Annotated in this window: 25 protein-coding genes and 1 tRNA gene; 7 read left to right on the plus strand and 19 right to left on the minus strand. The window is 61.3% G+C overall.

Annotated elements, in window-relative coordinates:
• Position 1: 1 nt before the first annotated feature.
• The gene (locus LJE91_13930) at positions 2-379 is read right to left on the minus strand and encodes a hypothetical protein (protein MCG6869778.1); all 378 of its coding nucleotides are present in this window, start codon (positions 377-379) and stop codon (positions 2-4) included.
• Positions 380-510: 131 nt separating this feature from the next.
• A complete protein-coding gene (locus LJE91_13935; GenBank protein ID MCG6869779.1) occupies positions 511-822 on the minus strand; it encodes a pentapeptide repeat-containing protein in 312 nt (103 codons plus the stop codon).
• A 304-nt stretch (positions 823-1,126) separates the two neighbouring features.
• On the opposite strand from LJE91_13935, the gene lysM reads away from it, so the two are divergent.
• The gene (lysM, locus tag LJE91_13940; GenBank protein ID MCG6869780.1) at positions 1,127-1,648 is read left to right on the plus strand and encodes a peptidoglycan-binding protein LysM; all 522 of its coding nucleotides are present in this window, start codon (positions 1,127-1,129) and stop codon (positions 1,646-1,648) included.
• A gap of 217 nt (positions 1,649-1,865) precedes the next feature.
• Here lysM and LJE91_13945 read toward each other — a convergent pair whose 3' ends face one another.
• Positions 1,866-2,723: an SDR family oxidoreductase gene (locus LJE91_13945; GenBank protein MCG6869781.1), complete on the minus strand. Its 858-nt coding sequence runs from the start codon at positions 2,721-2,723 to the stop codon at positions 1,866-1,868.
• A 287-nt stretch (positions 2,724-3,010) separates the two neighbouring features.
• Between LJE91_13945 and LJE91_13950 the strand changes: the two genes are divergently transcribed.
• On the plus strand, positions 3,011-4,261 hold the full coding sequence (locus LJE91_13950; GenBank protein MCG6869782.1) for a CinA family nicotinamide mononucleotide deamidase-related protein: 1,251 nt from the start codon (positions 3,011-3,013) through the stop codon (positions 4,259-4,261).
• Between the two features lie 373 nt (positions 4,262-4,634).
• A complete protein-coding gene (locus LJE91_13955) occupies positions 4,635-5,654 on the plus strand; it encodes a TGS domain-containing protein (GenBank protein MCG6869783.1) in 1,020 nt (339 codons plus the stop codon).
• A gap of 224 nt (positions 5,655-5,878) precedes the next feature.
• Here the strand turns inward: LJE91_13955 and LJE91_13960 are convergent, their stop codons facing one another.
• The 5 genes from LJE91_13960 to LJE91_13980 form a co-directional block, all read right to left on the minus strand.
• Entirely contained in the window at positions 5,879-6,139 is a 261-nt protein-coding gene (locus LJE91_13960; GenBank protein MCG6869784.1) for a hypothetical protein, read from the minus strand.
• A 400-nt stretch (positions 6,140-6,539) separates the two neighbouring features.
• Positions 6,540-6,613 (minus strand) — tRNA-Gln (locus LJE91_13965).
• A gap of 114 nt (positions 6,614-6,727) precedes the next feature.
• Positions 6,728-7,120: a 30S ribosomal protein S9 gene (gene rpsI, locus LJE91_13970; protein ID MCG6869785.1), complete on the minus strand. Its 393-nt coding sequence runs from the start codon at positions 7,118-7,120 to the stop codon at positions 6,728-6,730.
• A 32-nt stretch (positions 7,121-7,152) separates the two neighbouring features.
• Positions 7,153-7,581 carry a 50S ribosomal protein L13 gene (rplM, locus tag LJE91_13975; protein ID MCG6869786.1) on the minus strand — a complete coding sequence of 143 codons (429 nt, stop codon included), beginning with the start codon at positions 7,579-7,581 and terminating at the stop codon, positions 7,153-7,155.
• A gap of 578 nt (positions 7,582-8,159) precedes the next feature.
• On the minus strand, positions 8,160-8,465 hold the full coding sequence (locus tag LJE91_13980; GenBank protein MCG6869787.1) for a (2Fe-2S) ferredoxin domain-containing protein: 306 nt from the start codon (positions 8,463-8,465) through the stop codon (positions 8,160-8,162).
• Between the two features lie 118 nt (positions 8,466-8,583).
• Here LJE91_13980 and LJE91_13985 point away from each other — a divergent pair, with 118 nt between their 5' ends.
• The gene (locus LJE91_13985; protein MCG6869788.1) at positions 8,584-9,843 is read left to right on the plus strand and encodes a (Fe-S)-binding protein; all 1,260 of its coding nucleotides are present in this window, start codon (positions 8,584-8,586) and stop codon (positions 9,841-9,843) included.
• 86 nt (positions 9,844-9,929) lie between these two features.
• A complete protein-coding gene (gene coq7 / locus LJE91_13990) occupies positions 9,930-10,571 on the plus strand; it encodes a 2-polyprenyl-3-methyl-6-methoxy-1,4-benzoquinone monooxygenase (GenBank protein MCG6869789.1) in 642 nt (213 codons plus the stop codon).
• A gap of 45 nt (positions 10,572-10,616) precedes the next feature.
• Here the strand turns inward: coq7 and LJE91_13995 are convergent, their stop codons facing one another.
• Positions 10,617-11,033: an OsmC family protein gene (locus LJE91_13995; protein MCG6869790.1), complete on the minus strand. Its 417-nt coding sequence runs from the start codon at positions 11,031-11,033 to the stop codon at positions 10,617-10,619.
• Between the two features lie 165 nt (positions 11,034-11,198).
• Between LJE91_13995 and crp the strand changes: the two genes are divergently transcribed.
• The gene (crp, locus tag LJE91_14000) at positions 11,199-11,837 is read left to right on the plus strand and encodes a cAMP-activated global transcriptional regulator CRP (GenBank protein ID MCG6869791.1); all 639 of its coding nucleotides are present in this window, start codon (positions 11,199-11,201) and stop codon (positions 11,835-11,837) included.
• Between the two features lie 24 nt (positions 11,838-11,861).
• Here crp and trpC read toward each other — a convergent pair whose 3' ends face one another.
• From trpC to rpe, 6 genes are all read right to left on the minus strand, one after another.
• A complete protein-coding gene (gene trpC, locus LJE91_14005) occupies positions 11,862-12,665 on the minus strand; it encodes an indole-3-glycerol phosphate synthase TrpC (protein ID MCG6869792.1) in 804 nt (267 codons plus the stop codon).
• A 239-nt stretch (positions 12,666-12,904) separates the two neighbouring features.
• Complete coding sequence (gene trpD / locus LJE91_14010; GenBank protein ID MCG6869793.1) at positions 12,905-13,936, minus strand: anthranilate phosphoribosyltransferase; 1,032 nt, start codon at positions 13,934-13,936, stop codon at positions 12,905-12,907.
• Positions 13,937-14,003: 67 nt separating this feature from the next.
• Positions 14,004-14,582 (minus strand): aminodeoxychorismate/anthranilate synthase component II, encoded by a 579-nt coding sequence (locus LJE91_14015; protein ID MCG6869794.1) that lies wholly within the window; start codon positions 14,580-14,582, stop codon positions 14,004-14,006.
• A gap of 5 nt (positions 14,583-14,587) precedes the next feature.
• Complete coding sequence (gene trpE / locus LJE91_14020; GenBank protein ID MCG6869795.1) at positions 14,588-16,081, minus strand: anthranilate synthase component I; 1,494 nt, start codon at positions 16,079-16,081, stop codon at positions 14,588-14,590.
• Positions 16,082-16,126: 45 nt separating this feature from the next.
• Positions 16,127-16,837 (minus strand): phosphoglycolate phosphatase, encoded by a 711-nt coding sequence (locus LJE91_14025; protein ID MCG6869796.1) that lies wholly within the window; start codon positions 16,835-16,837, stop codon positions 16,127-16,129.
• A gap of 15 nt (positions 16,838-16,852) precedes the next feature.
• Entirely contained in the window at positions 16,853-17,542 is a 690-nt protein-coding gene (gene rpe, locus LJE91_14030) for a ribulose-phosphate 3-epimerase (protein MCG6869797.1), read from the minus strand.
• A 185-nt stretch (positions 17,543-17,727) separates the two neighbouring features.
• Here rpe and LJE91_14035 point away from each other — a divergent pair, with 185 nt between their 5' ends.
• Positions 17,728-18,201, plus strand: a complete 474-nt coding sequence (locus LJE91_14035) for a CopD family protein (GenBank protein ID MCG6869798.1) — start codon at positions 17,728-17,730, stop codon at positions 18,199-18,201.
• A gap of 72 nt (positions 18,202-18,273) precedes the next feature.
• Here LJE91_14035 and LJE91_14040 read toward each other — a convergent pair whose 3' ends face one another.
• The 4 genes from LJE91_14040 to LJE91_14055 all read right to left on the minus strand — a co-directional run bounded on the left by LJE91_14040 (position 18,274) and on the right by LJE91_14055 (position 20,853).
• Positions 18,274-18,585, minus strand: coding sequence for a cytochrome c (locus LJE91_14040; GenBank protein MCG6869799.1), 312 nt, complete (start codon positions 18,583-18,585; stop codon positions 18,274-18,276).
• Positions 18,586-18,928: 343 nt separating this feature from the next.
• Positions 18,929-20,035, minus strand: a complete 1,107-nt coding sequence (locus LJE91_14045) for an exo-alpha-sialidase (GenBank protein MCG6869800.1) — start codon at positions 20,033-20,035, stop codon at positions 18,929-18,931.
• A 1-nt stretch (position 20,036) separates the two neighbouring features.
• Positions 20,037-20,306, minus strand: a complete 270-nt coding sequence (locus LJE91_14050; GenBank protein ID MCG6869801.1) for a MoaD/ThiS family protein — start codon at positions 20,304-20,306, stop codon at positions 20,037-20,039.
• 82 nt (positions 20,307-20,388) lie between these two features.
• On the minus strand, positions 20,389-20,853 hold the full coding sequence (locus LJE91_14055; protein MCG6869802.1) for a peptidylprolyl isomerase: 465 nt from the start codon (positions 20,851-20,853) through the stop codon (positions 20,389-20,391).
• Positions 20,854-21,037: the final 184 nt, after the last annotated feature.

A 21,037-nucleotide genomic window follows, 5' to 3' on the forward strand; every position in this document is an offset into this window, starting at 1 on the left:
ATCAGCCCCGGATCGACCACTTGGTTGACGACGAACAAGGGTTGGCCGTCCATGGCGTTGACCCAGTAGTCGGTCGTGGCGCGCAGACACAGGCGCTGGGGGACCCGGTCCAGGCCCAGCAGATTGCCCCACTCGCCCGGGCGCTGTCGCGTAGCGACTCGATCGATTCGAGGCGCGCCAGCGCCATGAAGGCCAGTAGCAGCAACAGGCTGTCGAGACCATAATGGCCCTTGGGTAGCTGCAAATGGCGCTCCACGCCTTCGAGCAGGCCCACCGCCAGCAAGGCCGGCAGAGCACACAGCAGCCCGCCGTTGGCTACGTCCAGGGCCGGGGTGAAATCCGGCGCCACCGCATCGAGCTCACCGACACTGGCGGCCAAACGGCCCTCGACGTCGGGCGCCCACGCCCATGGGGGCGGCACGATCGGCCACAGAACGCGCGCCCTTGCTCGGCAGAATCGCCGCAGTTGGCTTGCTTCCGATTGAATTCCCGAGGTTTTTCGCCAGACCCTTACAAGAAGACCGCGGGGCCGAGATCGGGTCCTCTGAGCTTGGCGCCGGCCGCGCTGGCACAGTCTTGGGTGAACCCGGCGGAGGTATCGCACCGGCCCCAGCCGGCCGGTCTCGAGCTGTAGAAACTCGCATTGGTCAGGTTCGCACCACTCAGATCGGCGCCGGTCGGGTTCGCACCGACCAGACTGACACCAGAGAAATCCGCGTCGGCCATGTCATGCGGAAGATCGAGCCCTGTGTCGGACCAGGCCGGGTTGTGGCCAAGCAAGCCGATCGACAGAACGGCAATAACGGCGTGTGCCTTGACCATCGTCGAACTCCGCGATTCGCGAGCGACTTTCCCTGGTCCTCTGACATCGACATGACTTAGGCGATTTCTGTCAAATGACATACTATACCCGTCACGGACAGGTTTCCCCGGCACACACGCCCTCATCGTCCCGTAGCGGCGTTGCGATTCCTTGCAATAGAGCGGCTATTCCGCGTCATCGCGCCTTGCCACGAAACGAATATGACACACACTTTCTCGTGAAAACCTGTCCGCGACGGGTATAACGATGGCGAGCATCGCCTACAGGCACTGTTTTACTAGGCAATTGATTAAGGAGAGGTCCATGGGGCTGTTTGATTTCATGAAAGGTGCTGGCGACAACAAAGCAGAAGTCAGTGACCAGGTGGAAGTTTCCCAGGAGCGCATCGATCAGTTGCGTCAGGAAAGTATCACCCGTTCTATAGCGCAGTTGGATGTCGAAGGCGAGGAAGTGACCGTCACGGTAAACGGCGAGGTTGCCACAATGACCGGGCGGGCGCCCAGCGTGGAGGCGATGGAGAAAATGGTGCTCTGCGCAGGCAACCAGCACGGCATCGGGCAGGTGGACTGCCAAATCGTCGTGGATCAAGCCCCTGAACGAGTAGTTCTGGCGCAGACTGATGAGGCGCTGCCGACTCCGCAGCCCAAGGGGGAGGTCGAGTCAGTGTTTTATGAGGTGAAGTCCGGGGACACCCTGAGCAAAATCGCCAAGGAGCACTACGGCGACGCCAACAAGTACATGGTGATTTTCGAGGCTAACCAGCCCATGCTGAGCGACCCTGACAAGATCTATCCCGGGCAGGCACTGAGAATACCGCACCAGTAATCAACGTCACCTGCACGATGCGTCCGGGTTGGGTCTGAAGTTACCGATCGGCTCCGCCCACGACTGAACACTTCAACAACGAGCCCTACAAATACAGAATACAAATGTGACCTGCTCAGGCCCAGGCCGGCCTCAGAAACCCCGATGCTGTGGATTCTGCCATGGGCTCAGCGATGTTGAACGAGCCAACGAAGAAACGTTTCAGCGAGATCTAGGATCACACCTCGCGAAGACCGGCATCAAGATCGGGATAGCGCAGCTGTATGCCCAGCTCTGAACGCATACGCCGGGTATCCATTCGTCGAGACTCCAGCAGGTAAGACATCATTGCCGGGGAAAGGCGCTCCCGTGCTTCTTCCATGGGGATCTCCTGGGGTTGAGGCAAACCGAGGCGTCGCGCCACGGCCTTGAAATACCCGCTCATGGTGCCCGGATTGCCGTCGCTGACATTGTAAACCCGACTCTCCCCGGTGCTTTCGCCTGCAGTCAGGCAGATACTCACAAGGTCTTCTACATGGATGCGGTTCGTGTACCCACTCTGACCTTCGAGCAGTATTGGTGCCCGTCGACGCAGACGCGCCTCGGGCAGGCTGCCTGGCCCATAAATGCCTCCCACCCGGAGTATAATCGCCGCGAGACGTGTTCTTTGGCCCCATCTCTGCAACTGGAGCTCAGCGTCGAGACGGCGCCTTGCGCGATCGGTTTGTGGATTCGGCGTCGTGTCCTCGTCGACCCAGGCACCACCGCAGTCTCCGTAGACGCCGCTGGTGCTGATATAGACAATCCGGCGTGGCCGCGCACTGAGCGCGTTTAGGAAGTTTGCCATGCGGGAATCCACCACGCCGCTTCCGGGCGGTGGCGCGAGATAGTGTACGAGGTCATCGTCACGGCATAGCGAGGTCAGGGACTTAGGGTCGTCCAGGTCGCCACGAACAGCCGTTATCCCGAGGGATTCCAGTTCGCCGGCGGCAGTTTCGGACCGGACGAGGGCCAGGACCTGTCGCTCCTGGTCCAGGGTTCGCCTGGCGATCAGACGGCCCACGTGTCCACAGCCTACGATGAAGACTCGGCCCATGATCGCGGTCCCTTACGGTTACAGATATTTGGAACGGGGCATGGAATTAGGCGATTGCCAGAAAAAGGCATACCAGATTGCGCCGGGTGAGCTGCGAAGCAGTAAACGGCTTGGGCGGGAAGCCCAAGACCGGTGCCCAAGCAAAGCAGGGACAGCGCCGCGCCGGGATCGTTCGTCATCGAGACGCGGCAACAGACGCATAGTCGAACCATGTAACGGTTGTCGCAACACAGAGGACGGACGATAAAGACAAGCAGGATGGTATGTCATTTGACAGAAATCGCCTAATGAATCCGAAACTCAATATCCCAAGCTGCGAGATTGTGACCATAGGCAGTGAACTCCTGCTGGGTCAGATCATGGACACCAACACGGCTTATCTTGCCCAAGAGCTCGGGCGAATTGGTGTCAGCACGCGATTTCGCACGTCCGTTGGAGACGATCTGCCAGCAATCGTTGAGGTGATACGGGGCGGTATTGAGCGTTGCGACATGGTCATCACCACTGGCGGTCTTGGACCGACGCTGGATGATCTCACTCGCGAGGCTGTCGCAAGGGTGGTTGGCGTGAATCTGGAGTTTAGGCAGGATCTCATGGACCTGATCCAGGACTACTTCGAGCGTGCCGGTTACGAGATGCCTGACAATAACCGGAAACAGGCCTGTGTGCCGGCGGATAGCGAAGTCATTCTCAACGCGGTGGGAACGGCGCCGTGCTTTGTTGCACAAACAAACGGAAAACCGATCGTTTGCCTCCCTGGGGTTCCTAGGGAGCTTAACTATCTTTGGGAACGGGAAGTATCGGACTGGATACGCAAGAGATTTCAGCTCACAGATCAGAAAGTTACGTACAGGGTCTTGAAAGTCGCGGGGCTTAGTGAGAGCCGAGTAGACGGTTTGATCAACGACTTAATGGGCGCGGGCAGGAATCCGGAAGTGGGATTATTGGCTTCTCCAGGAGAGATCAAGATCCGCATCACGGCCAACGCGGAAGGCGAGACGAAGGCGGAAGCGCTGATTGGACCGGTGGAAGAAGAGATTCGATCGCGCCTCGGGAGCAAGATCTTCGGGGTTGACGATGAGACGATAGAAGGAGTCATTGACACACTGCTTCGCAAGTCGCGCTTTACGCTGGCTATTCTGGAGACATTTTCCGGGGGGCTGGCGGCGCAGAGATTGCACCGAATTCCATCGTCCCGGTTGCGGGAAAGCCGTGTTATCCCTGATCGGGAAAGGCTCCTGAGTCTGCTGGGAGACCGGGGCGGCTCGGTGAATATACAGACCACAACGACCCTTGCCCGCAAGATGAGAGAGATGGCAGAGGTCGATGTAGCCCTTGCCATCGTCGGTTTTCCTGAAAATAGCGAAACCAACCCTGTGATCCATGCATTTGCCGCTTCCAGCGGGGACAGGTTTAAAAATGGCTTTTCCTGGCGGATGGGTGGCGGCCTACGTGCTTTTCAGGAGCGGGGCGCCGCGGTCGGCCTCAATACGCTGCGCCTCGCACTCGCGCATCAGCCGAGCCGCATCGCCGATTGATTCCCCGGGCGTCGTGATTACGACTTCCCGGTTACAGACCTCACCGATCGTCACGGCCTCCTCTGCCCGAAAGCTGTCGACAGGTCTGTCATTCCAGTTTGTCCGCACAAAGGCGCGAGAATGCGGTTGCCACATGCGTCCGTTCCCGGCATCCGGGTACTCTGCAGTACCGTTGTATACACTGGTCGTCGGCGATCCCGCCCACATCGGATACGATAGCCTTACGGCGTCGACCGCGTGTCCGGATATGAAACAGGTCCTCATCACCGGCGCAACTGGGCAGATCGGTTCCGAACGGACCGCGGCATTGCGAAGTCGATACGTTAACGAGCCTGATTGCATTGATGGCGGCTTTCGAGGGCATTAACAATAGATGCCTGCAAATCTGAGTCCCGAGTACAAGGCTGCGGAGGCTGCCTTCGGACAAGCTCGCGAACCACGGGAGCGTTTGCAGGGGTTGCGCGAGATGTTGCGCAAAATCCCCAAGCACAAGGGGACCGACCACCTGCAGGCGGACATCAAGTCTCGTATCAAGCAGCTAACGGAGGAGTTGGCAGGTCCGAGTAAAGGGGCTGCGCACGGCGGCCCGGTGTTCTCCACACCTCCGGAAGGCGCGGCGCAGATCGCCCTGATCGGCCCGCCCAACAGTGGCAAGACAGGGTTGCACGTCAAGCTCACAGGCTCCCATGCCCAGGTCGGCCCCTATCCCTTTACAACTCAGTATCCCCAACCCGGGATGCTGCCCTTCGAGGACGCCTTTTTCCAGCTCGTGGACCTGCCGCCCATCGCATCAGAGCACCCGATTCCCTGGATAGGAAATGCGCTCGAGCGAGCGGACGCCTGTTTGCTGGTGCTGGATCTGACGAGCCCACTTTGCGTGGGTCAGGTCGGCGATGTGGTGGAGCACTTGCGGCAAAGGCGGATCCAACTGACGTCGAGTTGGCCCGGCAACACGGGTCGGACGCAGCCTGAACAGTCCGACGACCCCTTTGCTGTCCTGCTGCCGACGCTGATGCTGATCAACAAAATCGACTTGGTGGCAGGATTAGCCGACGAGCTCTCAGTATTTCGGGAGCTCACCGCAGTGGAGTATCCGGACCTGCCCGTCTCCGCGGAGACGGGCGAGGGATTGAATGCGATCGGCCCTTGGTTGTTCTTCGAACTGGGGATCGTTCGCGTCTATACAAAGGCGCCTGGACGTCCTCCGGATCAGGATCGACCCTTCACCGTTCGCCGTGGCGGCACCGTCGGCGATGTCGCCAGACTGGTCCACAAGGATTTGTCTCGGTCTTTGAAATACGCAAGGCTATGGCATAAAGGACGAACCGGCGTTCAGCAGGTAGGCCGGGATCACCAGGTCGAGGATGGCGATTTGCTTGAGCTGCATACCTGAGGAGGTTTTGCGTCAAAGCCAGGCGCTATCGCGAACGGGATTTAGAAGGCGTTCCCGATATGGTGGTATCAACGGATGCGATAGGATCAGATCTTTTCGTCTCTCGCCTCAGCTGTACCGGTAGGAAACTCGGTTAGGCTACTGGCTGGGTAGGTCGGAAACCCTTACCCTACAAGCGTCGGCACTTGCGGTAGCTACCCGCCCCGCAAGACCTTCCCGTCGTATCAGTCAGGACAGTAGCAGGCACTCGTTCCCCAATCCGGGTGTGCCTCCTTCCCGTGCTCCACACAGGCGATTCGCGCCTCAGCGATCGTGTCGCCGTAGAAGTGCTCGTGGCAGACGCGGCAACGACAGAACTTGGGTTCGTGAGTGATGAAGTGGTGGTTCTTCTCAGGCTCTTTCATGTCGCGAGTATCGATCAGATCGGCTCTCGTGACTGGTCGGTCCCAGCAGAGGAGCCAGGCGTTGCCTGGAATCACCGCCATTGCGTCCCCCTGGATGTCCCGCGACATGACCGCCTTGGCGACGTGATCTTCCGATACATGGGCTGCAATAGCCGATTCGTGAGTGGAACCAGTGGTCCGGTGCCGAACTCGATGACCTGTGGGGCGCAAAGCTCGCGGCGCCACTAATCGAGATGGGATCGCCTGTCGCACTTTTCAGGGTTGCCGGTCTCGCAGAGGTAGGTGTCGGCTGCCTCGGCCTGCCCGCGAGTGTCGAAAGTCTTGTAGACTTTGGGCGTCCGTCAAGTCGTAACGGTACGCGCCAGCGCGAGCCTCGCTGCCGTATTCCCATTGCTGAACATCCTGTACCGCAATACACCACGAATGCAGCACCGACTTGTGGTCAGTCTTGGCGTTATCTAGGAGCCTGTCGGCCTTAGGTTGGCTGGGGGACCAGGATTCGAACCTGGGTTGACGGAGTCAGAGTCCGTAGTATTACCACTATACGATCCCCCAAAAGCGGGCCGGTGTGCAAGGTGTTTATAGCACGATACAGGGAAACGTAGAAGCGCACTCACCCGATCCACACCTATCCGGCAGGCCCCAATCGCGGCAGCACGGCTTCTGGTACTAGCGCTTGGAGTACTGGGTCGCCTTTCTGGCCTTGCGCAGCCCAACCTTTTTCCGCTCAACCTCGCGCGCGTCGCGGGTCAGGAAACCGGCCCTGCGCAAGGGGGAACGAAGTTCCTCATTGTATCTCAACAGCGCCCGGGCCAGACCGTGGCGTATCGCGCCGGCCTGTCCGTTCGCCCCACCACCCTTGACGGTGACGTTGATATCGAACTGGTCCTGCATCTCGACCACGTCGAGTGGCTGGCGCACGATCATCCGTGAGGTCTCGCGACCGAAGTAATCGTTCATGGTCCGGTCGTTGATCCTGAATTCACCGCCACCCGGGGCGATAAACACCCTGGCCGTCGAACTCTTCCGCCTTCCTGTTCCGTAATATCTGCTCGTCGCCATGGTTGCTTCGATTTACCTTGATTCGCTTGACGCTAGATTTCCAGGGGTTGTGGCTGTTGAGCCTCGTGCCGGTGGTCCGGCCCCCCGTAGACCTTCAGTTTCTTGAACATTGCCCTGCCAAGGGGATTCTTCGGCATCATTCCCTTGACCGCGGTCTGGATCACGCGCTCGGGGGTGGTCTCTATCATCTTCCCCAGGCTCATCCGCTTCAAGTTGCCGATATAACCGGTGTGCCGATAGTACATCTTGTCGAACACCTTCGCCCCGGTGACCCGGACCTTCCGGGCATTAACCACGATCACGTAATCACCGGTATCGACATGGGGCGTATACACTGGTTTGTGCTTGCCGCGTAGACGCCTTGCTACCTCGCTGGCCAGGCGCCCCAGCGTCTTCCCCGTCGCATCCACGACGTACCAGTCGCGGCTGACACCGGAGGGTTTGGCGCTGATCGTTTTCATTTTGGGTCACTCCGTTTCCTGGCACACTGGCTATCCGCAGGGCATGGACAAACACACCACTGTCCCGTCGAGCGGAAGGCGCGAGATAGTACAAGATGCGTCATGATGAGACAACCCTTAGGCGATTTCTGTCAAATGATATACCATCCTGCTTGTCTTTATCGTCCGTCCTCTGTGTTGCGACAACCGTTGCATAGTTCGACTATGCGCCGGTTGTCGCGCCTGGATGACGAACGATCCCGGCGCGGCGCTGTCCCTGCTTTGCTTGGGCACCGGTCTTGGGCTTCCCGCCCAAGCCGTTTACTGCTTCGCAGCTCACCCGGCGCGATCTGGTATGCCATTTTCCGGCAATCGCCTTAGCCCTTGACAGAGCTGTGTTGATCGAGGTGCTGGTGGTAGAAAAAAAGAGCGCGGCCGGGGAGGCCGCGCTAATACTACCACCAAGGGAGGATGGAGGAGGTAGCTGACTAACGGCATTCACCGTTATTCAGAATATAGCCATTTTCTAATACTAAGCCCCCGATGTCAACCCCCAGACTCTGCGAAACGTGTCATGCGATCCGTTCCCGAATCGGGCTTCAGATCCTCAGCCGTTCCACGAACCGTCCATTGACCAGGTGTTCATCGATGATCTCATCGACGTCTTCGCGGGTCTCGTAGGTGTACCAGATCCCCTCGGGGTAGATAACGATCACCGGCCCCTCGCTGCACCGATCCAGGCATCCGGCGGTATTCACGCGCACACCGCCCTGGCCCGCGATACCGAGCTCCTTGGTTCGCTGCTTGGCGTAGCCTCGGATCTCCAGGGCGTCGTGATCCCCGCAGCAGACGCCGTCCTCGCGCTCGTTGATGCAGAAAAACATGTGGCGTTTGTAGAATGGCAAGGTCATGGACAGATCGGTCAAGTGAAAACGACATGCGCCACATTATAGCCTCGCGCCTACGGATTCCCGCCACCGACCAACGATGGAGCGGCGATTTCCCTTGTTTTTCAGACAGGTCGTGGTAACCCCAGACCGCCGGTCCGACCGGCCGGATCTGGAATCCGCGAATCGCTGCGTGATGTGCGGGCTCTGTCTTCCCCACTGCCCCACATACCGCAAGACGCGCGACGAATCCGAGTCGCCCCGCGGGCGGATCTCGTTGATCCGGGCGCTCGGTAACGACAGTCTGCCCATCACCGACCGGTTGACTTTCCATCTCGACAATTGCCTCTCGTGCCGCGCCTGCGAGGCCGTCTGCCCTGCCCGAGTACCCTTTGGAGCCCTCATGGACGACGCCCGGGCGATCCTCATCGACACGCGCCCCTATACGTCCCGTTTCTTTGGCCACATCGGTCGCAACCTGGCAACGAACCGCATCGCGCTCGCCCTGACGTCCGCCCTTGTGACGCTCTACCGCAACCTTGGCCTTCAGCGAGCGCTGCGTGCATCCGGTCTGCTTAGGCTTTCGAAGCGCATCGCCCGTCTCGAGCGCATGCTGACACCGGCAACCGCCCGCAAACGCGCCGCCCGAACCGTCCCCCCGGCGCCGGACGCCCCTACGGTGGCGCTGTTTCTGGGCTGCATGGCGCGGATCACGGATACCGATACACTGCAGGCCGCGAAGGCGATGCTGACCGGACTGGGTTTCCGGGTTCGGCGTCCCCGAGGACAGACCTGTTGCGGTGCACTTCACCTTCACGCGGGCGACCGGCAGCGGGCCACCGCCAGTATGGAAGGAAACATTCGCGCCTTTGACGAGGGAACGACCGATGCCATTGTCTCGACGTCGACGGGCTGCGGCGTTCAGCTTCACGAAGCGGCGCCGCGACTGTGCGGCACCCGCGGAGCGGCGTTTTCGCGGCGCCATGCCGATATTTCCGTGTTCCTGGCCCGTCAACCGTGGCCAGACTCGCTGCGGCTCGACCCACTGCAACGGCGCGTAGCGATTCACACACCCTGCAGTCAGACACATGTTCTGGGTGGCGTACGGGAAGTGATGGAACTGCTGTCGCGTATCCCGGGGATCGAACTCGTCGAACTGCCGGATAATCGCCTTTGTTGCGGCGCGGCGGGGAGCTACATGCTCACTCACCCCCGGATGTCCGACGATCTCGTCAGGGACAAACTGGCGCTGATCCGAGCCAGCGGGGCCGGGGTCGTCGTCACCTCTAACGTCGGCTGCCGGATGCATCTGCAGGGGGCCGTCTCCGCGAACGGCCTGAATATCGAGATACTCCACCCGGTCAACCTGCTGGCAAGACACGCGGGTCTGTATTGATCCCCGTCTCCCGATCGCCCGGTTGGGCGTTTCTCGAAAAATTCGCTAGACTGTGGATAACTAACCGGAATCTTTGGAGCCCCCCCATGCGTGAGTACACCCTATTCGATCGCTTCCTGATCGGGATGGACCAGGCGCTGCAGACCGTACACGCACCGCCCAGGATCACCGAAAGGGACAACCCCGCCAAAGACATCCCGGATGCCGACGACCTGCCGGCCATCGACCGGGACCTGGCCGGACGGCTGATGCGCATCAATCACGCCGGGGAGATCGCCGCGCAGGGGCTGTATCAGGGCCAGGCGCTGACTGCGCGCGATCCACAGGTGAAGCAGCAGATGCAGCATTCCTCGGAGGAGGAGAACGATCATCTCGCCTGGTGCGAACAGAGAATCCAGGAACTGGATGGCCACAAGAGCTACCTGGGACCCTTCTGGTACCTTGGTTCCTATGCGATCGGGGCCACGGCGGGACTGCTGGGTGACAAATGGAGCCTGGGGTTCGTTCGCGAAACGGAGAATCAGGTCGTCGAGCACATCGACGGCCACATGAACCGCCTGTCGGAGCAGGATCTGCGCAGCCGTGCAATCCTCGAACAGATGCGTGTGGACGAGGCGCGCCACGCCTACAAGGCAAGCCTCGCCGGCGCCGCCCACCTGCCCTCTCCGGTCAGGGGACTGATGCGTCTCGCCTCCCGTGTCATGACGGGAACCGCCTACTGGGTTTGAAGGATGGCGCGCTGAAGACCGGACATCGGGTGCCGTAGAGCTCGGTCAGGACTCGAGGATCTCGAAATCATGGGTGATGGTCGCCGTCTTGCCGAGCATGACCGTCGCGGAGCAGTACTTTTCCGAAGACAGCTTCACCGCACGCTCGACGTGTGACGACGAGAGTCCCGCACCGGAAACCATATAGTGCAGATGGATGCGCGTGAATACGGCAGGCGTCGTGGTCGCGCGTTCGGCGTTCAGCCTGACCTCGCAATCACTGACATTCTGGCGCGACTTCTTGAGTATCGATACCACATCGAACGCCGTACATCCGCCAAGTCCCAGCAGCAGAAGTTCCATGGGCCGCGCGGCCAGGTTGCGGCCACCCAGATCGGGTGAGCCATCCATGACCACGGCGTGACCGCTGCCGGTCTCGCCGACGAACGTCATGTGGTCCAGCCATTTCACCCTTGCTTCCATCGTTCTCCCGTCACCGCCGGTTAATTGAGTGTTTGCGTCCGCAATTCATCGGGATACCGGTGCCGCGCCGTGCAAATGCAACGGGGCGGTTCGACAACGTTCGTGGTCTCGCCTAAACTCCTTGCGGACCTTAAGAATAAAACCCCGAGAGGACGGATACGCCTCATGTCCAACCTGGTCTTTCAGAAACCCGCACCCAATCCCGCGCTCGAACGGTTCCTAGAGTTCGCGCACAAGAAGAAGTATCAAAACCGCAGCACGATCATCCACGAGGGTGACACACCGGACACGCTTTACTATATCACCCAGGGTTCGGTGCGAGTGCTGATCGAGGATGAGGAAGGCCACGAATTGGTGTTGGACTACCTCAACAAGGGCGACTTCTTCGGGGAGATGGGGCTGTTCAACGCCGATCAGCGCAGTGCCATGGTGATCGCGCGGGACAGCAGCGAGATCGCGGAGATGACCTATACGAAGTTCCGCGAGCTGACACAGCGGGACCCCGAGATTCTGTATCTGCTGTCGGGTCAGATTGCCTCGCGTCTGCGGCGCACCAGCCGCAAGGTGATCAATCTGGCGTTTCTGGACGTGGCCGGGCGCATCGCGCACGAGTTGCTGGAGCTCGCCAAACAGCCGGACGCGATGACCCACCCCGACGGCATGCAGATCCGCATCACCCGGCAGGAGATCGCCAAGATCGTCGGTTGCTCACGGGAGATGGCGGGCAGGGTATTGAAGGTCCTGGAAGACCAGGGTCTGATTCACGCCAAGGGAAAGACGATCGTCATCTTCGGGACGCGCTGATCCCAGCGTAACCGGAATTCTCCCTTATCCGGAGCCGAACAGGTCGCGCAGTGCCGCGCCGGGATCGGGCGCCCTCATGAAGGCCTCTCCCACGAGGTAGGCCTTAACCCCTTTATCTTTGAGGCGTTCGACCTCTTCGCGGGTGTGAATCCCGCTTTCGGTCACCAGCCTGCAGTCCCGCGGAAAACGCTCCATGAGGTCGAGCGTCGTTTTCAGACGCGTCTTGAAGGTACGCAGGTCGCGATTATTGATGCCCACCAGATCCGCACCCAGCGCGAGCGCCCGGTCCAGTTCCTCGTCGCCATGCACCTCGACCAGGGCGTCCATATCCAGCTCGCGGGCGAGTTGATACAGCTCGCGAAGCGTCGTGTCGTCGAGCGCCGCGACGATCAGCAGTACCGCGTCCGCACCGATAGCCCGGGCCTCGTAGACCTGGTATGGATCGATGGTAAAGTCCTTGCGAAGCACCGGAAGGCCACAAGCCTCGCGCGCCGCGACCAGATAGTCTTCCCCGCCCTGAAAGAAGTCTCTGTCCGTGAGCACCGAGAGGCAGGCAGCCCCCCCCGCCTCATAGCGCCTGGCGATGGCCACGGGATCGAATGACTCGCGCAGCACGCCCTTGCTCGGCGAGGCCTTCTTGATCTCGGCGATGACACCGGTATCTCCGGCGGCAATACGCCGTTCCAGCGTCGCCCGAAACGGCCGCACCACGGGCGCACTCTCGATACGGGACCGCAACTCGTCCAGCGGCAGGTCCCGGGTGCGCTCGGCGATCTCCTCTGCCTTGCGTGCGAGGATCCTTCGAAGAATATCCGGGGTATCGTTCATCTCATCGTTCATCTCCCGAGCGACTGGACGATGCCGCGCAGCGCAGGTCGTCCCCTAAGGCGATTTCTGTCAAATGACATACCATCCTGCTGGTCTTTTCGTCCGTCCTCTGTGTTGCGACAGCCGTTACATAGTTCGACTATGCGCCTGATGTCGCGCCTTGATGACGAACGAAAATCCGGCGCAATCAGGTATGCCATTTTCCGGCAATCGCCTAACTCGCCGCGGGGCTTACAGGTTCAGCGGGTTTCCCCGGCAAATGAATGCGTCTTTTCCACCAGGCGGGCGAGTGTCTCCCGAGCCACACCGGCAGAGAGCACCTCGACGGCGCGTTCGACCCCCCGGGCGAGGGAATCCTCCAGACCCGCAGCATAGAGCGCGGCCCCCGCGTTCAACGCGACCACATCCCGGGCGGGCCCCTCCTTGCCGGCCAGCGCTTCATTCAGCATGGCGAGGCTCTCCTCGGCGGAGGCCACCTTGATGGTATCGAGGGGTGCCCGAGTCAGGGAGAAGTCTTCGGGACTCACTGCGAAACGACGCACCTCACCGTCCTGCAGTTCGGCGACCTGCGTAACGGACCCGATACTGATCTCATCCAGCCCGTCCTCGGCGTGGACTACCAGCACGTGCCGGCTGCCGAGCCGCGACAGAACCTCGGCGAGCGGCTCCAGCCACGCTTCGGCGAACACGCCGAGCACCTGATTCGGCGCACCGGCCGGATTGGTGAGTGGACCCAGCAGGTTGAAGAGGGTGCGAACACCCATTTCCCGCCGTGGACCGATGGCATGACGCATCGCCCCATGGTGCCTGGGGGCAAACAGAAAACCCACGCCCACGGTCTCGATACAGTCGGCCACCTGCTCTGCCGTGAGGTCCAGGTTCACCCCTGCCGCCTCGAGTACGTCGGCGCTCCCGGACCGGCTGGAAACAGAACGGTTGCCGTGCTTGGCGACCCTGCCGCCGGCCGCGGCAACCACGAAGGCGCTCGCCGTGGAGATGTTGAAGGTACCCGAGGCGTCGCCGCCCGTCCCGCAGGTATCGACCAGATGCTCCGCGTCCACGGGAACCTTCGTCGCCAACGCCCGCATGACCGCGACCGCGGCGGCGATCTCGTCCACGGTCTCGCCCTTCATGCGAAGTCCGACGAGAAACCCGCCGATCTGGGCCGGCGTGGCCTCGCCGTGCATGATCGTGTTCATGACCGAGGTCATTTCAGCGGAGCTCAGGTCACGTTTCTCGACGACCGCCGTGATGGCTTGCTGGAGATCCATTGTCCGTTCCCATCCTCGAGGTATCCGCGCCCTCGCCGGGGCAATCGGCGTGTGGCGGCCGGGGTCTCTACCCGGCGGGAATCCGCAGAAAATTCCGCAACAGGTCGTGACCGTGCTCGGTGAGAATCGACTCGGGATGAAACTGTACGCCGTAAACCGGGTGATCGCGGTGCTTCACCCCCATGATCGCGTCTCGCTGCCCACGCTCGTCAACGATCCAGGCGGTCACCTCGAGACTGTCGGGGAGGTATTTCTTGTCGATCACGAGGGAGTGATAGCGCGTCGCCTCGAATGGCATCCGGAACTGCGAAAAGATATCGGTCCCGTCGTGGTGAATCATGGAGGTCTTGCCATGCATGATCTCCCCCGCGTGGACGATACGCCCCCCATAGGCCTGACCGATGGTCTGGTGCCCGAGACACACACCCAGAATCGGCCGCTCCGCCCCGAACCGTCGCACGACCTCCAGCGAAACGCCGGCCTCGTTCGGCGTACAGGGCCCGGGCGAGATCACGATGCGCTCCGGCGCGAGCGCCTCGATCTCCTTGACGGTAATCCGGTCGTTGCGCGCGACCGTCACCTCGACGCCGAGTTCTCCCAGATACTGCACCAGGTTGTAGGTGAAGGAGTCGTAGTTGTCGATCATCAGGATCACGACGGCTCACCCCCGCGATCGAGTCCGGTTTCGGCGCGCGAGACGGCGCGCACCACGGCGCGCGCCTTGTTCATGGTCTCGTCCCACTCGTTCTCCGGCACCGAGTCGTAGACGATGCCCGCCCCGGCCTGGATGTGGAGCGTGCTGTCCTTGATCACCGCGGTGCGGATCGCAATCGCGGTGTCGAGGTTCCCGTTCCAGGACAGGTATCCGACGGCCCCTGAATACACCCCGCGCTTGACCGGTTCCAGCTCGTCGATGATCTCCATCGCTCGGATCTTCGGCGCCCCCGAGACGGTACCCGCAGGAAAGGTCGCCCGCAGTACGTCCATGGCGGTCAGTCCCTTGCGCAGTTCGCCGACGACATTGGAGACGATATGCATTACGTGAGAATAGCGTTCGACGACCATCTTCTCCGTGACGCGCACCGTACCGGTCTCGCTGACCCGTCCAGCATCGTTTCTTCCGAGGTCGATGAGCATCAGGTGCTCGGCGAGTTCCTTGGGGTCCGAAAGCAGCTCGTCTTCCAGTTCGTTGTCCCGCGCCTCGGTCTTGCCGCGGGGACGCGTGCCCGCGATCGGCCGTACCGTGACCTCGCCGTCCTCGAGCCTGACGAGAATCTCGGGAGAAGAACCGACGACCTGGAAATCTCCGAGGTCCAGGAGATACATGTACGGCGAGGGATTCATGTGCCGCAAGGCGCGGTAGAGGTCGATCGGCCTCGCCCCGAAGGGCACCGACAACCGCTGCGAAAGCACCACCTGCATGATGTCGCCGTCGATGATGTACTCGCGCGCCTTGCGCACCGCCGCCTTGAAACCCTCCTCCGTGAATCCCGAGACGAAATCCTCTTCCCGCACGGTCCTCGAATCCGACCCGGTCGAATACGACGGGGTCCGATCCCGCAACCTGCGCTCCAATTCGTCGAGTCGCGCATCTCCGCGCCGCAGCGCCTCGGGATCATGCGGATCGACGTGGACGACGAGATACAGGCTGCCGGCGACGTTGTCGAAGACGACGACTTCCTCAGACACCATCAGCAGGATGTCGGGCGTACCCAGGGGATCGGACTTTTCCGGCCCGGCGAGACGAGACTCGATGTATCGCACCGTCTCGTAACCGAAGTAGCCGACGAGGCCGCCGGAAAAACGCGACAGGACCGCCTGCTCCGGCACACGGTACCGTTGGGCGATCGAATCGATCCACGCGAGCGGATCGTCCTCTGTGAATTCCTCCTCGACGACACCGTCTCGCTCGATGGTGATGTTTCGCCCGCTGACCTTGATCACCACATGTGTGGGCAGGCCGATGATCGAGTAGCGGCCCCATTTCTCCCCGCCGTGCACCGATTCGAACAGGTAAGAGTACGGCCCTTCGGCGAGCTTGAGGTAGGCGCTGAGCGGTGTCTCGAGGTCAGCCAGGACCTCGCGGACCAGCGGTACGTAGGTATAGCCCTCCTCGGCGAATTCGTGCAGTTGCTCCGGTGTCACGCCAGGCACCCTTGCGGGGCGGTCGCGCGGACACGCAGCACTGCGTCAGACATGCCCGGAGGGGTCCTGTTCACGGACAAGGGAGGACGAACCGAAGAGTGACGGCAACTCGGCCATAGAGTCGACGACCGCATCGGGATCATAGTTCCGGATGTCCTCGCCGTGGTTGTACCCGTAACTCATGCATACGATCTGGAATCCGGCGGCGCGTGCCGCTTTGACGTCGCTCTGGGAGTCCCCGATCATCAGGGAGTCCTCAGGCGCCACGCCAAGCGTCTTCGCGGCGTGCAGGAGCGGCAGGGGATCGGGCTTCTTTCGGGGCAAGGTGTCACCGCTGATAACGATCTCGAACCGGTCGACGATACCGAGATGCTCCAGTAGCGGCTCGGTGAACCGCGCGGCCTTGTTGGTCACGCTGCCGACCCGATACGGCCCCTGTGAAAGAAAATCGAGGCCCTCACGAACACCGGGATACAGCTGGCTGCGCTTGGAGGTGTTGTCGGCATAGAGTTCCAGAAAGACCGGCAGGGCCTGCTCGTAGAGTGCCGTGTCCGGCTCGGCGTCCAGGTCGTTGACCAGCGCCCGCTTAACCAGACGTTCGACGCCGTTGCCCACCCAATTGCGAACGGCGGCCTCTCCCCGAACCGGCAGGCCGAGCCGGTCCATCAGCGCGTCGATGCAGTAGGCCAGGTCGGGGACACTGTCAACGAGTGTACCGTCGACGTCGATCAGGACGAGTTTCGGTTCCTTCAGCACCGCACCCACCTCAGGCTACGCCGCAGCCAGTTCCTCACGCATCGACGCAATGACGCCATCGTAGCGGTTCGGGTCGCTGTCGCTGGCCGCACCGAAGATCGCCGATCCCGCCACGAAGGTGTCCGCGCCAGCCGCCTTGATCTCCCGGATGTTGTCGGCCTTGACACCGCCGTCGACCTCGAGGCGGATATCGTATCCGCTCTTGTCGATGCGCTCTCTGGCCTCGCGCAGCTTGTCGAGTGTGGCCGGGATGAACTTCTGCCCACCGAACCCGGGATTCACCGACATCAACAGGATCATGTCGATCTTGTCCATCACGTAGTCGAGATATTCCAGCGGCGTGGCCGGGTTGAAGACCAGTCCGGACTTGCAACCGCTTTCGCGGACGAGCTGAAGGCTGCGGTCGACGTGCTCGCTCGCCTCCGGGTGAAAGGTAATGTAGCTGGCCCCGGCCTTGGCGAAGTCCGGGATGATCCGGTCCACTGGCTTGACCATCAGGTGGACGTCGATCGGCGCGGCGACACCGTGCTTGCGCAGGGCCTCGCACACCAGCGGTCCGATGGTCAGGTTGGGGACGTAATGGTTGTCCATCACGTCGAAATGAACGATGTCCGCTCCCGCGGCGAGTACCTTGTCGACCTCGTCGCCCAGTCGAGCGAAGTCGGCCGAGAGAATCGACGGAGCGATGAAATCCGGTTGAGCCATGACGAAAAACCTCTTGCCCGCAAACCATAAAGAGCCGAGACTTTACCGTATCGTTGGCCTGTTTGCAGCCCTTAGGTCACCACGTCCACCTACGGCTAGGATCCCCGGCGTTGTGAACGGGAACAGGATCCCCCAGAATGGAGCGCCCAGTAAATATCTCCCCCGGGACCCTGCAAGGAGCCCCCATGACCACAGAACATCTTCTGCGATTTATCGCCCAGTTACTACACGTCCTCTCCGCGGTCGTCTGGGTTGGCGGCATGTTCTTCGCCTACATGGCGCTGCGGCCGGCCGCAGCGACGATCTTGGAACCACCCATGCGACTGCGGCTGTGGTCCGGCACGTTTTCCCGCTTCTTTCCCTGGGTCTGGGGAGCGGTGGTGGTCCTGCTCGTTACGGGTTTCTGGATGATGTTCAGCTGGTTCGGAGGATGGCAGGCCCCGCCCTATGTGCACATGATGCTGGGACTCGGCATCGTGATGATGTTCATTTACTTCCATGCTTACTTCGCCCCCTACCGCAGGTTGCGGCGCGCGGTCGAGACACAGGACTGGCCGTCGGGCGGGCGGGAACTCGCACAGATTCGCTGGATCGTAGGCGTCAATCTGCTGATAGGGATTGTCGTGCTTGCGTTGGGAGCGGGCGGAAGGTTTCTCTGAACCCAACAAAAAGGCCCGCAATACGGGCCTTCTGGTTTCGTTCCCGGCCGTCGTATCGACGACCCGGAAACCCTACTTGCAGCTCAGGCTCGCGAAGTAGGCCGCGAGGTTGGCAATATCGGCATCGGTCAGCCCGGCGGCCATGCCCTTCATCGTGGCATTACTGCGGGCGCCGCTCTTGTACTCGCCGATAGCCGTGGCCAGATACTGCTCCTTCTGACCTGCGAGGTTCGGGTACATCGGGGTGGCGGAGACGCCGTTGGCGCCGTGGCAACCTGCACAGATTGCAGACTTGGCCTTTCCGGCAGCGGCATCGCCGCCCGCAAATGCCGCGCTGGAAGCAGCGATCAGGCCGCTGCCGACCAATGCGATGATCTTTATCATGTATCGTACTCCTGTTGGTTGTTCCTGCTCGCCTGCTCGACAGGCGCCGTCGATCCTGACCCCGGGTGTATCGGGCGGGAGCGAATTCTATCCGCAAGCCGACGGAAAATCGACCCTTTGCGAAGCACAAGATTCCCTAGACAACAACCGCCGGTTGTGGTCCAAGTAAGCATGAAGACCCCTGAGGCGGAAGCGATCCGCAGACACGACACACCATGACGGCTTCTCCAGGGAGTGAGTGATCGGTTCCCTGACGGGCTTGTCCGCCTGCCAGTTCTACTTTACGAATTTACGAACCCGCCCCGGTTCGCTTCACGGATCTGCCCGGCGCTCCTGGAAGCGGTCACGCCTCGAACCGGACGCAGGCCACCGGCGGCAGGTGTTCGCTGACCACCTGCCAGGAATCCCCCTGGTCCTCGCTGACCCACAGCGACCCGGTGGTGCTTCCGAACGCGAGCCGGTTCCCGTCGCCCGAGACGTCCAGGGCGTGGCGATACACCAGGTCCCAGGCAGGCTCGTCCGGCAACCCGTTTGTCAGGACGTCGAAGTGCTCTCCGCCGTCCCGGGTGCGCGTCACCACCAGCCTGGCATCCACAGGGATGCGCTGCTCGTCCTTTTTTGCCGGTACGAACCAGGCGATGTCCGGGTCGCTCGGATGCACGGCGACGGCAAAACCGAAGCTCGAGGGCGGAACATCGCCGAGCTCACGCCAGTTCTCTCCGCCATCGTCGCTTCGAAAGATCCCGTTGTGATGCTGCATCCACAGGCGGTCGGGGTGGGCCGGGCACTGCACGATCCGGTGAGGATCCTGCGGCAGTGGGTCATCCGCCATCTCCGGCGGCATGTAGGCGTTTCTCAGGCCCTTACCGATCAGCTCCCAGTTCCCCCCTGAATCCCGTGTCATCCAGACACCACCGACGGATACACCGACCGTCACGTGCGCAGAATCACGCGGATCGACGAGGATCGAATGAATCCCGGCGAAGTCGAAGCCGCCACCGACCCATTTCCTGCGGCGGGGGTCATCCCACAATGACCTCATCAGTGTCCAGTTGTCTCCACCATCATCGGAGCGAAACAATCCACCCGGGATGACGCCACACCACAGCTCGTTGCGGGCGCCCGCCTCCAGGGACCAGATCATCTGCGTACTCCAGGGCAGGTCGAGTCCCCGCATGGGATCCTTGTCCTCCAGGCCCTCGGGTTTGGGGGGAAAGGCCGGCGTCGAGACCTCGGACCAGGTCTCGCCGGCATCTTCGGACCGCTGCATCTTGACGCCGAAGTGCCCCAGATCGAGGGCGGCATGAATCCGCCGGTCATCCGGCTCCGGCAGAAGCATCGAGACCGGATCTCCAGCAAACCAGGTCCGGGCAATCTCCCAACGGCCGTCGCCGGACCGCTCGATCCGAAACAGTCCCTTGCGGGTCCCTACCAGCAATCGGTCGCTCATGTCAGCCTCCGGAAAGGGCCTGTGCCACGAAGATCTCGTCGTTCCCGCCGACCGCATCGGACAACCCGGCGCGGTCGCGGATCAACTCACCATTCAAGAAGATCGCCACATGCCTGCGTACGGCGCCCTGATCGTCCAGGACGTAACCGCGCACGCGCGGGTATTCCCGGAAATACCCCTCCAGAACCCTTCGCACCGTCGAGCCTGCGATCCGCACGGACGGTATTTCGACATGCCGTAGCAGGTTGGGCGTGAAGCTTATAATCGCCATCGATCCTCCACCAGCGCGGATTCCAGGATACGCCGGGGCGAAGGTGCTGCAGCCCGGATCACCACATTCTTGGAACTGCCGCCTAATGGACGTGGCCGTGGGCCACCTCTTCCTCCGTTGCCTCCCGCACACTCACAATCTCAACGTCGAAACGCAGCACGACGCCGGCCAGCGGATGGTTTGCATCGATCGTGACTTCGTCACCTTCGACATGTTTCACCAAAACCTGCTGCACGGAACCATCCGGCGCCTGCGCCTGAAATGCCATCCCGGACTCGATCGACTCCACCCCCTGAAAGGCCTGCCTCGGGACGGTCTGCACCAGGTCCGCATTGAACTCACCGTAACCCTCGGCGGGTTCAACCTTGACCTTGAGCGAATCTCCCACGACTTTTCCCGCCAGCGCGTTTTCCAGTCCCGATATGATGTTTCCCGCGCCATGCAGATAGGACAGCGGATCTGACCCCTCCGAGCTATCCAGCACCGCGCCATCGTCGCCAGTGAGTTTATAGTGCATGCTCACGACCCGATTATCACCAATTAGCATCGACATGATTTCTCCTTTGATTGAACCGTTTAGGCGATTGCCGAAAAATGACATACCAGATCGCGCCGGGTGAGCTGCGAAGCAGTGAACGGCTTGGGCAGGAAGCCCAAGACCGGTGCCCAAGCAAAGCAGGGACAGCGCCGCGCCGGGATCGTTCGTCATCAAGACGCGACAACAGGCGCAT

This window comes from Gammaproteobacteria bacterium (assembly GCA_022340215.1).
Classification (GTDB): Bacteria; Pseudomonadota; Gammaproteobacteria; order JAJDOJ01; family JAJDOJ01; genus JAJDOJ01.